This is a genomic window from Mycolicibacillus trivialis, assembly GCF_002102395.1.
GTDB lineage: Bacteria > Actinomycetota > Actinomycetes > Mycobacteriales > Mycobacteriaceae > Mycobacterium > Mycobacterium triviale.
In genome coordinates, this window is sequence record NZ_LQPZ01000041.1 from 62307 (window position 1) to 75793 (window position 13487).

At 71.6% G+C, this 13487-nt stretch carries 16 protein-coding genes; 6 read left to right on the forward strand and 10 right to left on the reverse strand.

Annotation, left to right across the window (positions count from 1 at the left end):
• Window positions 1-11 precede the first annotated feature (11 nt).
• Together AWC30_RS14960 and AWC30_RS14965 are read right to left on the reverse strand one after the other, a co-directional pair.
• Window positions 12-563 carry a YceI family protein gene (locus tag AWC30_RS14960; RefSeq protein ID WP_085111026.1) on the reverse strand — a complete coding sequence of 184 codons (552 nt, stop codon included), beginning with the start codon at window positions 561-563 and terminating at the stop codon, window positions 12-14.
• A gap of 7 nt (window positions 564-570) precedes the next feature.
• Window positions 571-1146: a TetR family transcriptional regulator gene (locus AWC30_RS14965; protein WP_085111027.1), complete on the reverse strand. Its 576-nt coding sequence runs from the start codon at window positions 1144-1146 to the stop codon at window positions 571-573.
• Window positions 1147-1218: 72 nt separating this feature from the next.
• Between AWC30_RS14965 and AWC30_RS14970 the strand changes: the two genes are divergently transcribed.
• Window positions 1219-1884, forward strand: a complete 666-nt coding sequence (locus AWC30_RS14970) for a class I SAM-dependent methyltransferase (RefSeq protein WP_085111028.1) — start codon at window positions 1219-1221, stop codon at window positions 1882-1884.
• A gap of 19 nt (window positions 1885-1903) precedes the next feature.
• Here the strand turns inward: AWC30_RS14970 and AWC30_RS14975 are convergent, their stop codons facing one another.
• From AWC30_RS14975 to AWC30_RS14985, 3 genes are read right to left on the reverse strand one after another with little or no spacing between them, the layout of a single operon-like run.
• Window positions 1904-2983: an MMP endo-(1,4)-3-O-methyl-alpha-D-mannosidase gene (locus AWC30_RS14975; protein ID WP_085111029.1), complete on the reverse strand. Its 1080-nt coding sequence runs from the start codon at window positions 2981-2983 to the stop codon at window positions 1904-1906.
• Window positions 2967-3698 carry a class I SAM-dependent methyltransferase gene (locus AWC30_RS14980; RefSeq protein ID WP_085111030.1) on the reverse strand — a complete coding sequence of 244 codons (732 nt, stop codon included), beginning with the start codon at window positions 3696-3698 and terminating at the stop codon, window positions 2967-2969. The genes AWC30_RS14975 and AWC30_RS14980 overlap by 17 nt, the downstream gene beginning before the upstream one ends.
• Window positions 3692-4939, reverse strand: coding sequence for an MMP alpha-(1->4)-mannosyltransferase (locus AWC30_RS14985; RefSeq protein WP_085111031.1), 1248 nt, complete (start codon window positions 4937-4939; stop codon window positions 3692-3694). Before AWC30_RS14985 ends, AWC30_RS14980 begins: the two co-directional genes overlap by 7 nt.
• 149 nt (window positions 4940-5088) lie before the next feature.
• Here AWC30_RS14985 and AWC30_RS14990 point away from each other — a divergent pair, with 149 nt between their 5' ends.
• From AWC30_RS14990 to AWC30_RS15000, 3 genes are all read left to right on the forward strand, one after another.
• Window positions 5089-5898, forward strand: coding sequence for a thioesterase family protein (locus AWC30_RS14990; RefSeq protein ID WP_085111032.1), 810 nt, complete (start codon window positions 5089-5091; stop codon window positions 5896-5898).
• A gap of 120 nt (window positions 5899-6018) precedes the next feature.
• Window positions 6019-6462, forward strand: coding sequence for a hypothetical protein (locus tag AWC30_RS14995; protein WP_085111033.1), 444 nt, complete (start codon window positions 6019-6021; stop codon window positions 6460-6462).
• A 57-nt stretch (window positions 6463-6519) separates the two neighbouring features.
• Window positions 6520-6753 carry an Rv1893 family protein gene (locus tag AWC30_RS15000; protein WP_085111034.1) on the forward strand — a complete coding sequence of 78 codons (234 nt, stop codon included), beginning with the start codon at window positions 6520-6522 and terminating at the stop codon, window positions 6751-6753.
• 18 nt (window positions 6754-6771) lie between these two features.
• On the opposite strand, the gene AWC30_RS15005 is transcribed toward AWC30_RS15000, so the two are convergent.
• The 5 genes from AWC30_RS15005 to AWC30_RS15025 form a co-directional block, all read right to left on the reverse strand.
• On the reverse strand, window positions 6772-7902 hold the full coding sequence (locus tag AWC30_RS15005; protein ID WP_085111035.1) for a nitronate monooxygenase: 1131 nt from the start codon (window positions 7900-7902) through the stop codon (window positions 6772-6774).
• A gap of 66 nt (window positions 7903-7968) precedes the next feature.
• The gene (locus AWC30_RS15010) at window positions 7969-8886 is read right to left on the reverse strand and encodes an SAM-dependent methyltransferase (protein WP_085111036.1); all 918 of its coding nucleotides are present in this window, start codon (window positions 8884-8886) and stop codon (window positions 7969-7971) included.
• On the reverse strand, window positions 8883-9374 hold the full coding sequence (locus AWC30_RS15015; RefSeq protein ID WP_085111037.1) for a macro domain-containing protein: 492 nt from the start codon (window positions 9372-9374) through the stop codon (window positions 8883-8885). The genes AWC30_RS15010 and AWC30_RS15015 overlap by 4 nt, the downstream gene beginning before the upstream one ends.
• A 51-nt stretch (window positions 9375-9425) precedes the next feature.
• Window positions 9426-10193, reverse strand: coding sequence for an HAD-IB family hydrolase (locus tag AWC30_RS15020; RefSeq protein ID WP_085111038.1), 768 nt, complete (start codon window positions 10191-10193; stop codon window positions 9426-9428).
• Window positions 10194-10211: 18 nt separating this feature from the next.
• Window positions 10212-11117 carry an alpha/beta fold hydrolase gene (locus AWC30_RS15025; protein WP_085111039.1) on the reverse strand — a complete coding sequence of 302 codons (906 nt, stop codon included), beginning with the start codon at window positions 11115-11117 and terminating at the stop codon, window positions 10212-10214.
• Window positions 11118-11193: 76 nt separating this feature from the next.
• Between AWC30_RS15025 and AWC30_RS15030 the strand changes: the two genes are divergently transcribed.
• Window positions 11194-13164: a flavin-containing monooxygenase gene (locus tag AWC30_RS15030; protein WP_085111040.1), complete on the forward strand. Its 1971-nt coding sequence runs from the start codon at window positions 11194-11196 to the stop codon at window positions 13162-13164.
• 4 nt (window positions 13165-13168) lie between these two features.
• On the forward strand, window positions 13169-13477 hold the full coding sequence (locus tag AWC30_RS15035; protein WP_085111041.1) for an MTH1187 family thiamine-binding protein: 309 nt from the start codon (window positions 13169-13171) through the stop codon (window positions 13475-13477).
• Window positions 13478-13487: the final 10 nt, after the last annotated feature.

A 13487-nucleotide genomic window follows, 5' to 3' on the forward strand; every position in this document is an offset into this window, starting at 1 on the left:
CGCGGCCGCGTTCAGCCGGTCTTGGCGCGGGTGGCGCTGAAGGAGACGGTGACCGCGTCGGACACCCGCAACGCGCCCAGCAGCATCGAATAGGGTCGCAGCCCGAAGTCGGTGTGACGCAGTTCCGCACGGGCCGACATCGCCCAGAATTCGCCGAAGTCCTCGGTGCGCAGCTCGAGGACCTGGCCGCGGGCGGTGCCGGCGACCTCCAGCGTGCCGGTCAGCCGGTAGCCGCCGCGGCGCCGGTCGACGGCGGTCGTGGTGTACTCGATCCGCGGGTGGTTGCGCGCCCCGAGGGTGCGCAGCGCGTTGAACCGCACCAGGGTCTTCTCCGGGCCGGTCATTGTGCTCAGCCCGCCTTCACCACGTCGCACCTGCAGTGAGTCGACGTCGGCGTGCAGGGTCACCGCCACCGGCTCCGCGGCGCGCCAGCGCACCCGCGCCCGCCAGGACTCCACGGCGATGACCAGCCGGTGACCGAACGCGGCGGCCGGGCCGGCGACGTCGGTGTGCACCAGGAGTTGCCCGTCGGTTTCGTCGAGCGTCCAGTCGGCGTCCCCCATCCCGCCATTATCGCAGCAGCAACCGAGCGGACTTCTCCAAGCGGTCGGCAATCTGTTGGTAGGAGCCATAACCCATGCCCGCGCGCAGCAATGCGCCGGCGTACAGCAACTCCAGCGATTCCACGAGGTCCGGGTCGGCGTCGGCGCCGAGCGCCTCGCTGAGCTGCCTGCGGATCTCGGCGCCGACCCGCAGCCGCAGGTGTTCGACGTCGGGGTCGGCGCCCAGCAGTGCGCTGGTCACCGCGCCGGCCAATTCGGGTTCATCGGCGACCAGTAACGCGATGTGGCGCAGCACCCGCACGGCCTGCTCGGCGCCGCCGATCCGGTCCGGCGGCGGGGGCGGGGGCGTGGAGGCCAGCCGTCGCCAGAAGATCTCGGCGACGAGATGTTCCTTGGAGGAGAAGTAGGTGTAGGCGGTGGCCGCTCCGACGCCGGCCTCGGCGGCGACCAGACGAACCGTCATGCCGGAGAACCCTTCTCGGCGCAACACCTCGACGGCGGCGCGTCCCAGCCGGTCGACGGTGTCGGCTTGCTTCGCCGTCAGCCTGCGGCGCGTCGATTCCCGAGCAACCGGACTGGACACATGTCCAGACGCTACTACACCACCCGGGGGGCAGCAAGAACGCGGTGGTCACCACGCCGGTAGCGTCGACCCATGGTCCCTTCGACGCCGCGACCCGACACCGCCGCGCTGTTCGCCCTCGCCGAGCGGGTACGCGGCTTCCTGCCCACCGACGAGGGCGCGGCGTTGCACGACGCGGCCCTGGAGGTCCTCGACGGTGGCGTGGCGGTGGAGATCGGCACCTACTGCGGCAAGTCGGCGGTGATCCTGGGGGCCGCGGCCGCGGCCCGCGACGCGGTGCTGTTCACCGTCGACCACCATCACGGATCCGAGGAGCACCAGCCGGGCTGGGAGTACCACGACGCATCGCTGGTGGATCCGCACAGCGGCCGGTTCGACACGTTGCCGCAGGCGCGCCGCACCCTCGACGACGCCGGCCTCGACGACACCGTGGTCGCGGTGGTCGGGCGGTCGGCGGTGGTGGCGCGGGCCTGGCGCACCCCACTGCAACTGCTGTTCATCGACGGCGGCCACACCGACGAGGCCGCGCAGCGCGACTTCGACGGGTGGGCGCGCTGGGTGCAGCCCGGCGGCGCGCTGGTCATTCACGACGTGTTCCCCGACCCGGCCGACGGCGGGCAGGCGCCCTACCGGATCTATCTGCGCGCCCTCGAGTCCGGCCGGTTCCGGGAGCACCGCGTGGTCGGCTCGCTGCGGGTGCTGCACCGGGTCGGCGGACTGGCCGGCGAGCCGGTGTAGCCGTCGCGGTCGGCGCCGCTCAACGACGGCCCGACACGCAGGTGCAGGCGACGTCGCCGGTCAGGCCCAGCGGCAGATCGGCACCGCGGAACAGACCCGCGGCGGGGGTGCTGTCCGATAGCGCATCGGCGGCCAGGATGACCGCCGCTCCGGTCCAGGTGGTGCGCTCCACCGGCCAGCGCTTGCCGTCGGAGTAGACCAATCCGGTCCAGTAGGAGCCGTCGGTTTCGCGCAGGTGCTGCATGGCCGCGAACTGACCCAACGCAGCATCGCGGCTGCCCAGCGCCTCCAGCGCGATCACCAGCTCGCAGGTTTCGGCGCCGGTGACCCACGGGTGGTCGTCCACGCAGCGAATACCCAATCCGGCGACCACGAAGTCGTCCCACCGAGCGGCGATGCGCTCGGCGGCGGCCGGGCCCCGCAACGCACCGCCCAGGATCGGGTAGTACCAGTCCATGGCATGCCGCGGCTTCTCGGTGAACGTCTCGGGGTGGGCGGTGATGGCATGCCCCAACCGGCCCACCGCGAGTTCCCACTCCGGCTGCGGCCGGTCGAGGTAGTCCGCCAGCGCCAGCGCGCACCGCAGCGCGTGATGGATGCTCGCGCAGCCGGTCAGAAGCGCCTCGTCGGCCGGTCCGGTGTCCGCACGCGCCCAGGCGATCTCGCCGCCGGGACGCTGCAGCCCCAGCACGAAGCCGATCGCCGCCGCCACCACCGGCCACATGTCGCGGGCGAAGCCGCGGTCGCCGGTGGCCAGCACGTGGTGCCAGACGCCGGTGGCGATGTAAGCGCAGAAGTTGCTGTCGCTGTTGGCGTCCTCGACCGACCCGGCGCGCACCTGGATCGGCCACGACCCGTCGGCGCGCTGGGAGCGTCGCGACCACTCGAACGCGGCGCGCGCCGGTTCTCTCAACCCGGCGGCGGTGAGCGCCATCGCGCATTCCACGTGGTCCCACGGGTCGGTGTGCCCGGTCTCCGACCACGGGATGGCGCCGGAGGGCTCCTGCACGGCGGCGATCGCGGTAGCGGTCCGGCGGACCTGGGTCGCGGTCAGGACGCCGGGCACCGCCGGCGTCGGGTGATCAAACCAGCGCGACATCGGCGGCGGGTTTCTCGAAGTAGAGCGCCACGCTCTTGCCGACCAGCGGGTCGAGCACGGCTTCGGCGACGCGGGTGGCCGCCGGGCGCGTCATCATGTCCCAGACCAGCAGCTTGTGGTAGGCGACGACCAGAGGGTTGTCGGTGTTATGTACTCCGACAAGGCATTTGAGCCACCAAAACGGTGCGTGCAGGCCGTGGGCGTGGTGGGTGTGGGTGTGGGTGAGTCCGCCGGAGCGGATCTTGTCCCGCAGCGTGCTGGCGCGATAGATGCGCACGTGGCCGCCCTCATTGCTGTGGTACTCCCGCGACAGCGCCCAGCACACCTGTTCGGGCAGCCACCGCGGCACCGAGACCGCCAGCACCCCACCGACCTTGAGCACCCGGATCAGTTCGGCGATGGCCGCGTCGTCACCGGGGAGGTGTTCGAGCACCTCCGAGGCGATGACGCAGTCGAAGCTGCCGTCGGGATAGGGCAGTGCCAGCGCATCGCCGACCACCGCCCGGGCCGACCCGCCCGGCACGACCTCGCCGGCTTCGGCCATCGCCTCGAACATGGTGGCCACCCCGTCGATCTCGGCGGCGTCATGATCGACGGCGACGACGTCGGCGCCGCGGCGGTAGGCCTCGAAGGCGTGCCTGCCCGCGCCGCAGCCGACGTCGATGACCGTGGTGCCGGGACCGATGCCGAGCCGGTCGAAGTCGACCGTCAGCACGGTGCGTCCCGGCCGGCCCGGGCGAACGCGCGCCGATAGACGGCGACCGTCTGCGCGGCCACCGCTTCCCAGCTGTAGACATCCAGGGCGCGACGACGGCCGGCTGCACCCAGCCGGTGCCGCCGGGCCGGATCGTCGAGCAGGCCGGCCAGTACGTCGGTGAGTTCCCCGGCGTCGCCGGGGGACACCAGGTGGGCGCAGCACCCGTCGGTGCCGAGCACCTCGGGCAGCGCGCCGGCCCGGCTGGCCACGATCGGGGTGCCGCTGGCCATCGCCTCCACCGCGGGCAGCGAGAAGCCCTCGTACAGCGAGGGGATGCAGGCGATCTCGGCGGAGGCGAGCAACCCCGCCAACTCCGCGTCGGACAGCCCGCTGGAGGTGTGCACGATGTCGGAGATGCCCAGCTCGGCGATGAGCTTCTCGGTCGGGCCGTTCGGTTCGAGGCGGGCGACCAGTTGCAACTCCAGGTCGCGTTCGGTGCGCAGCTTGGCCACCGCGGTCAGCAGGTGGGCCACCCCCTTGAGCGGGACGTCGGCGCTGGCGATCGCGATGATGCGGCCCGGCACCCGCGGGGCGTCACCGGGCCGGAAGACATCGGTGTCCACCCCCAGCGGCACCACCTGCAGCCGCTCGGGGCTGACGCCGAAGTCGGCGGCGATGTCGCCGGCGGACGCGCTGGAGACCGTGAGCAGATCAGGGATGGCTCGCGCGACCCGCTGCTGCATCGCGGCGAAGCCGTACCAGCGCCGGACCAGCGGCTTGCGCCACCAACGGGCCGCGGCCAGGTCGAGCTGGCGGTCCCGGGTGATCGGATGGTGCACGGTGGCCACCACCGGCAGGCCCAGTGCGGTGATCGACAGCAGCCCGGTGCCCAGGCACTGGTTGTCGTGAACCACGTCGAAGTCGTCACGCCGATCAGCGAGCAGCCGCGCGGCCCGCAGGCTGAACGTACGCGGCTCGGGGAACCCGGCCGTCCACATGGTGGCGAGCTCGAGCAGGTCGATCCGGTCACGGATCTCCCCGGGGCGCGGGGTGCGGAACGGGTCGGGTTCGCGGTACAGGTCGAGGCTGGGCACCCGGCGCAGCACCACGGCGGGGTCGAGGTCCTCCGGATAGGGTTGGCCGGAGAAGACCTCGACGTGGTGGCCGAGTTCGCTCAAACCCCGGCTGAGATGGCGGACGTAGACCCCCTGGCCGCCGCAGTGCGGTTTGCTGCGATAGGACAGCAGCGCGATGCGCATCCGCTACCCCCGGCCCGGCGGCGCGAGCGCGAGGCGACGGACCCGGTCGGCGAACTGTCTGGACATGTGTCTGGACTATAAGTCGATTGATACCGCGGCGCAACGCGCACCGAACCGGCCGGCGCCGCCGGGTGTGCAAGGATGCCCGGATGTCCACCGACGCTGCTTATTTCGTCCGCGACGACGCCGACCGTTTCCTGCCCACCGCGTGGGCGAACAGCCACTGGGGCGCCGACCACCTGGGCGGGCCCGCGGTGGTGGCGCTGGCCGCTCGGGTGCTCGAAGACCGGTACGGCGACCCGGACCTGCTGCCGGCCCGGCTCACCGTCGACCTGCTCCGGGCGGCCCGCACCGCCCCGACGTCCGTCGCTGCCCGGCCGGTGCGCGACGGCAGGCGGATCCGCACCGGCGAATGCGATCTGCTCCAGGACGGCCGGCTGATCGCCCGGGCGACGCTGGTGCAGTACCGCACCTCCGAGGCGCCGCCGGGCCGGTTGTGGCGGACCGCGCCGGAACTGACCGTGCCGGCCGGGCTCGACGACCGGGACTGGAGCCGGCTGGGCAGCGACGAGGCCGGCTGGGCTCCGGCACCCGGCGACCACCAGAACGTCTCCCGCAAACAGTTCCTGCACCGCGGCTTCCCGCTGGTCGCCGGCGAGGACAACAGCCCGTTCGTCCGGGCCGCGATGGTGGCCGAGGCCACCAGTCTGGTGACCAACCTCGGCACCCACGGGATCGGCTACATCAACGGCGATCTCAGCGTCGGGTTGTCCCGGCTGCCGCAGGGGGAGTGGATCGGGGTACGCGCCGAGTCGCACTGGTCCCACGACGGTATCGCCGTGGGATCGGCCACCCTGTTCGACGACCTCGGCCCGTTCGGCACCGGAATGGTCACCGCACTGGCCAACCCGGCCGCCCAGATCGACTTCACCGACGTCTCGTTCGCGGCGCGCCGCTGACCGCCGACCCGGCCCGGGCAAACCCCCGCCGTGGCCGCGACACAGCCGATAGGATGCCGTCGGAACCGACGCCAGGTCGGTGACGAGGTGTTCAACCGCAGACCGAACCGGGGTATTGGGATGATTCGCCAGCTTGGCATCGCCGCGGCGGCCGTGACGATTCTGGCCGTGCCGGGTCCGGCCGATCCGTCCGCCCACGCCGACCCGCAGCGCTACGACACCGACGTGCCCGGCATCGTCTACGACGCCTCCGCCGGGACGCCGTGCCACAGCTGGGAGAAGTTCATCTTCGGCCGCGGCCGGGACGGGCAGACGCTGGCCTGCCACTGGATCCCCAACCAGGGCCCGCCGTGGGACCCGCCGACCACCGGGTTCTGGGTGAACTCGCCGCCGCTGCGCGGCGTGCAGGACGTCGGCGCGCCCTGCCCGGACCCCAAACGCAGCCAGGTGGCGGCGCAGTCGCCCGACGGCCTGCCGATGCTGTGCACCGAACGGGGTTGGCAGCCCGGCTGGTTCACCGGCGGCGCCGGCCCCTACGCGCCCCCGGGATTCTTCCAGCCGTAACCGCGTGGCGGGGCGGGACTAGACTCAAGGCCAACCGCCAGCGAACAGGAGACACCGATGGCCTTCAACCCGAAGGACGCGCTCGAATCGGCCCGGGACATCGCCACCCACGCCGTGGAGAAGGCGTCCGACATCGTCGAGAACGCCGGCGACATCATCCGGGGTGACATCTCCGGCGGGGTCAGCGGCATCGTGGAGAACTCCATCGACATCGGCACCCACGCGGCGTCGAAGGTCAAGGAGATGGCCACCGGCCGCGACGTCGAACTCGAGGACCCCGACGACTTGTGACCCGGCGCGGCCGCGCGCTCAGACGCTGGCCGCTTCGTTGAGCTCGTTGAGCCGGCCGGTGGCCGCCAGGTATTCCTGCACCCAGCGCTCGATGACGGTCGCGGTCTTCTCCACCTTCTGCAGCTGACCGACCACCTGACCGACCGGGTTGAACGCCACGTCGACGGTCTCGTTGGGGTACTTGTGGGTCGCCTTGACCGCCATGCCGGAGACCATGTACTGCAGCGGCATGCCCAGCGGCTCGGGGTTGCCGGGCTGCTCCCACGCCTCGGTCCACTCGTTGCGCAGCATCCGGCACGGCTTGCCGGTGAACGACCGGCTGCGCACGGTGTCGCGGCTGGTGGCCTTGGCATAGGCCTCCTGCTGCTTGGGGGTGTTGTTGGCCTCCTCGACCATCAGCCACTGCGAGCCGGTCCAGGCGCCCTGCGCGCCCAGCGCCAGCGCCGCGGCGATCTGCTCCCCGCTGCCGATGCCACCAGCGGCCAGCACCGGCCGAGGCGCGACCGCCTTGACCGCCTGCGGCCACAGCACGATCGATCCGATCTCGCCGCAGTGCCCGCCGCCCTCGCCGCCCTGGGCGATGATGATGTCGACGTCGGCCTCGGCGTGCTTGACGGCCTGCGCCGGCGAACCGCACAGCGCGGCGACCTTCACCCCGGCGTCGTGGATGTGTTTGATCATGTCCGCCGGCGGGGTGCCCAGCGCGTTGGCGATCAGTTTCATCTTCGGGTGCCGCAGCGCCACCTCGACCTGCGGGGTGGCGGTCGCCTCGGTCCAGCCGATCAGCTGCAAACTGTCCTTGGCGCTGTCCTCGACCGGCACGCCGTGGTCGGCGAGGATCGTGCGGGCGAAGTCCAGGTGTTGCTGGGGGACCAGTTTCCGCAGGCTCTCGGCCAACTCCTCGGCGGACTGACCGGAGTCCATCCCCTCGTATTTGTTGGGGATCACGATGTCGACGCCGTAGGGGTGGTCGCCGATGTTCTCGTCGATCCAGTTGAGTTCGATCTCGAGCTGTTCGGGGGTGAAGCCGACCGCGCCGAGCACGCCGAACCCGCCGGCCTTGCTCACCGCCACCACCACGTCACGGCAGTGGGTGAAGGCGAAGATCGGGAATTCGATGCCGAGGTCATCGCAGACGGGAGTGTGCATCGGTGCGTCCTTACCGGGTCGGGCGAGAATTGAAACGTGTTCTAGTTTACTACGGGTCCGGCGGGTTCACGGCAGATCAGCCGCGCCGCGCCGAAACGCCGTGACGTACTGCGAACGCAGCACCCGGTCGACCGCCCGCTCCACCTCCGGCGGCGTCTCACCCCGCGCTGTCTGCAGATCCACCGTGGTGCTCACCGCGGTCACCGTCCAGCCGTGGGCGGCAAGCCATTCGGCCGGGTCAGACCGTTGCGCCGGGTCGTAGGTCAAGGCGCCGAAATCCACCTCGCGGAAGCCCTGCAACTGCGGGTGTTGCTCGATCACCGCATCGAGCGCCTCGGGGTCGAGGTGGGAGCCCAGCGCCCCGGTCGCGATCCGGCTCCCGGGCGCCGACAGCGCGCCGATGCCGGTCAGCAGCGCGTCCTGGGCCGGTCCGGTCAGGTAGGGCAGCAGTCCCTCCAGCGACCAGGCGGCCGGCACGCCCGCGTCGAATCCGGCGGCGGCCAGCGCGGCCGGCCAGTCCTGCCGCAGATCGCAGCCGACAACGGCGTGCCCGGCCGCCGGTCGGGCGCCGAGGTCGGCGAGAACGTCGCGCTTGAACGCCAGCACCTCGGGGCGGTCGAGTTCGTAGACGACGGTGCCGGCCGGCCAGTTGAGCCGCTGGGCGCGGGTGTCGAGACCGGCGGCGACGATCACCGCCTGGCGGATGCCGGTTTCGGCGGCGGCGGTGAAGAACTCGTCGAAGAACCGGGTCTGGACCCCGTAGAGGTGCCCGAACACCGCGGCGGTGTCGTCCGGTTCGGTCAGCAGTGCGCTCAGGTAGGGGTCGGCGGCCGCGGCGACGAAGCGCTGCGCGTAGTCGTCGCGGGCCACCGGCCGCGCCGTCGCGGTGTGCAGCGCGCGCCAGGCCGCGACCACCAGCGCGGTGTATCCGACGCTGGTGTGGATGTCCCAGTCGTCGTCATCGCTGCGCGCGGTCGGTGTCACGGCGCCACCGCGGTCCGGAACGCGGCTTCGGCCCGATCGCCGTGCACCACGAACACCACCCGCTGCAGTGCCGCCGGGCGGTGGTCGCGAACCGCGGTGACCATCAGCCGCGCCGCCTCGTCGAGCGGGAAGCCGCCGACCCCGGTGCCGAACGCGACCAGTGCCAGCGAGGCGCAGCCGAGTTCGTCGGCCTTGGCCAGGGTGGCGCCGGTGGCGGCGGCGATGATGTCGGCGGAGGTCGGGCCGCCCAGCTCCATGGTCGCGGCGTGGATCACATACCGCGCCGGCATCGGCCCGGCGGTGGTCTCCGCCGCCTCACCCAGCCCGATCGGGGCCTTCGCCCGCGACTCCCGCTGCAACTCCGCGCCGCCGGCCCGCGCGATCGCCGCGGCGACCCCGCCGCCGTGGCGCAGTTCGGTGTTGGCGGCGTTGGCGATCGCGTCCACCGCGACCGTGGTGATGTCGGCCTGGACCACTTCGAGGTGCATGGGCTGGCGCTCCTTCCGCCGGGCTTCCACGCTACCGAGATCGACCGCCGGTCAACCGCCCAGCGCGTTGCGACCGAGCCCGGCGAGCCGGCGCAGCCGTCCGCGCTCGTCCGCGCGGGCCATCCGCAGCACCGGCCAATCCCGTTCGAGCGCCAGGGCGGCCAGCCCCGAGCGCGGGTTGACCGGTCGTGGGCAGCCGACCAGCGACATCAGCGCCGCATCCTCGTCGCCGTCGGCGTAGAAGTAGCTGCGCTGCAGGTCGACGGCGTGGACCCGGCAGAAGTCCTGCACCGCGGCCGCCTTCTGCGGCCCCCACAGCACCGGTTTGATCACGCCACCGGTGAGCAGGCCGCGCTCGTCGAGTTCGAAGCGGTTGCACAGCACGTGCGCGATCTCCAGGAACCTGGCGACCGGTTCGGCGTGGATGGTCAGCGCCGAGGAGCTGAGCACCACGGTGTGGCCGCGCTCCTGGTGGGCGCGGACGATCTGGCGCATGTGCGGGTAGACCCGGCCGGTGATGCGGTGCACGAACAGCCAGTCGCCGAGGGCGTCGAGCCCGGCGATCGACTCCCCGCGCAGATAACCCGCGGCGCGCACCAGGAGCCGCTCGAACTGCATGCGGCCGAACCGGTAGCGGGTGGCCGCCTCGACCACCCCGAGGATCTCGCCGAGGCGGGCCTGGCCGCGCCGGATCCGGTGCCCGGCGTGCGCGGTCGCGGTGAATCCGGCGACCAGGGTGCCGTCCAGGTCGAAGAACGCCCCGACCCCGGGCCCGGGCGGGCTGGCGGCGATCTCGGCGACCGGGTCGGGAAATGTCATGGCCGGGGCACCCGTCGCCTAACCGCGGTCCCAGGCGCCGGAGAGGGTGGCCAGGATCTCCTCGGCCCGGCCCAGCCCGCCCAGATGGCTCTCGCCGGGCATCGGGTAGAGCCGCGCGTCGGGGAGCCGCTCGACGACGTGCTCGCCGTGGGAGTAGGGGATGATGTGGTCGGCGTCGCCGTGCCACCAGTGCACCGGGACGGTCACCTCGGCCAGCCGGAACCCCCAGTCGTGGGCGAAGACCACCGCGTCGGCGAACGGCGCGGCGAGTTGTTTGCGGCTGCCGTTGAGCAGGTCGTCGAGGAACATCGCCTTGAACTCCGGGCGGCCCAGCAGACGACGGTCGCCTTCGGGGGAGAGCCGGGCGTACAGCCCCAGAGCCGGCGAGGCCACCGGCCGCACCATGCGGATCAGGCTGCTGGCGACGAAGCTGATCGGCTGGCCGGCCCGCTCCAGCACCGGCGCGGCGATACCGGCCAGGGTCATCAACCCGCTGCTGATCCCGTCGGGCCCGGTTGAGGGCGCCACCCCGCCGAGCACCCCGGCCGCGGCCACCCGGTCGGGCATCAGCGCCGCGGCCGCCAGCGTGTAGGGCCCGCCGCCGGACAGCCCGATCACCGCCATCTTCTCGATGCCGAGGGTGTCGGCCATGGTGCGCAGGTCGTCGGCGAACTGCAGCACGGTCTCGTATTGGTGCGGCGTCGAGGAGCCGATGCCGGGGCGGTCCACCCCGATCAGCCGGATGTTCTGGTGCTCGGCGAAGATCCGTGCCTCCAGCGGGATCTGCCGCCGCGCCCCGGGAGTGCCGTGCAGCCAGAACATCGGCCGGCCCTGCGGGGCGCCGAACTCGGCGAACCCCAGCTGGCGGTTCTCCCCGACGGCGACGTTCCCCTCGATCTTGGGCCGGGCGATTGCGACAACCATGACCAGCAGTGTCGCATGCGGCCGGAGCTCCCGAACACCTTGATCGATTACGAGACTCGTAATAGCGTAATTGGGTATGTCGTCGCGCAACCGCTACGGCGGCCGACCCTTCACCACCGCCACTGCGGACATCGCCGCTGCGCTCGAACAGGTCAGCATCCCGACCCTGCTGCTGTCGTTGGTGCACATCACCGGCGACCCGCGCTACATCCGCGACTACCGGCAGGCGGGCCTGTTCCTCAACGAGATCCAGGGCTTCATGTCCGAGGAGGACAAGGGCCGCGCCCGCGCCGACGCGCTTGCGGTGCTGACCGACTACCGGGACCGCGGCTGCCCGGAGCCGGCCCCACTCGACCCCGCCCTGATCACCGAGATGCTGGAGTGGGCAGCCTGCGAGCCGGTCCCCGAGCAGTATCTGCCGATGCTGGCCGAGGAGATGGACCTCGACGGCCGCGACCCGCGTAGGCCGGCCCCACTGCCCGCCGCGGCGGCCGCACAGTGCCCGGTGGTGGTGATCGGCTGCGGCCAGTCCGGCCTGCTGGCCGGAATCCGGCTGCACCAGGCCCGGATTCCGTTCACCATCATCGAGAAGAACGCCGGGCCGGGTGGAACATGGTGGGAGAACACCTATCCGGGCGCCCGGGTCGACATCGCCAACCACTTCTACTGTTACAGCTTCGAACCCAACAACGACTGGTCGCACTACTTCGCCGAGCAACCCGAACTGCAACGTTATTTCGCCAGGTTGCTCGACGACAACGAGATCGCCGGCCGGGTGCGCTGGCGCACCGAGGTGACCGCCGCCGCCTGGGACGAGGTGGCCGGCCGTTGGACGGTGGAGGTACGCCGACCCGACGGCACCGCCGAAAGCCTCAGTGCCCGGGCAGTGATCAGCGCGGTCGGTCAGCTGAACCGACCGTACGTCCCACCGTTCCCGGGCGCGGACGATTTCCGCGGGCCGGCGTTCCACTCCGCGGACTGGGACCACTCGGTGGACCTGCGCGGCAAGCGGGTCGCGCTGATCGGCGCGGGCGCCAGCGGTTTTCAGATCGGCCCCGCCGTCGCCCCCGAGGTCGAACACCTCACCGTGTTCCAGCGCAGCGCCCAGTGGATGTTCCCCAACCCGATGTATCACGACGAGGTCGGCGACGGGGCGCGCTGGGCGATGGAACACGTACCGTTCTACGGCCGGTGGTATCGGTTCCTGCTGATGTGGCCCGGCGCGGACAAGGGCCTCGACGCCGCCCGGGTCGACCCGGACTACCCCGACCAGAACTACGCGGTCAGCGAGTTCAACGCCCTCGGCCGGATCATGTTCACCGACTGGATCACCGGGCAGATCGGCGACGACGAAAACCTGCTCGCCAAGGTGCTGCCGGACTATCCGGCCACCGGCAAGCGGACCCTGCAGGACAACGGGACCTGGCTGGCGACGCTGCGCCGCGACAACGTGGAGTTGGTGCGCACCCCGATCAGCCGGATCACCGAGAACGGCGTGGTCACCGAGGACGGCACGGCGCACGACGCCGACGTCATCGTCTACGCCACCGGCTTCCGCCACACCGACATGCTGTGGCCGATGCGGGTCACCGGTCGCGACGGGGTGGATCTGCACACCCTGTGGGGGACCCGGCCGTACGCCTACCTGGGCATCACCGTGCCCGGGTTCCCGAACTTCTTCATGATCTACGGGCCCGGCACCCACCTTGCCCACGGCGGCAGCCTGATCTTCCACTCCGAACTGCAGATGCGCTACATCGACCAGTGCTTGGCCGAGATCATCACCGCCGACCTGCACGCCATCGAACCGCGTGAGCAGGCCGCCACCGAATGGCACCGCCGCACCCGGGAGGCGATCGCCGGGCTGGTGTGGTCACAGCCGACGATCAAGCACTCCTACTTCAAGAACGCCGACGGCGAGATCCACACGCTGAGCCCGTGGCCGCTGCCCGAGTACTTCGCGGCGGTGCGGACACCGGACTGGTCGCAGTTCGTGATCCGCGACGGCGCGGCGCCGCTCCCGACGGTCCGATCCGGGGGAGACTGAACCCGTGTCGGTGGTGGTGGCGTTCTCGGTGACCCCGCTCGGGGTCGGCGAGAGTGTCGGCGAGCTCGTCGCCGAGGCGGTGCGGGTGGTGCGCGAGTCCGGGCTGCCCAACCGCACCGATGCGATGTTCACCGTGCTCGAAGGCGACTCCTGGGACCAGGTCATGGCCGTGGTCCAGCGTGCCGTCGCCGCGGTGGCCGCCCACGCCCCCCGGGTGAGCACGGTGATCAAGGTCGACTGGCGCGACGGCAGCACCGACGCGCTGACCCACAAGGTGGAGTCGATCGAGGCGCACTTGAAGCGGCCGCGATAGCCTCACTAGC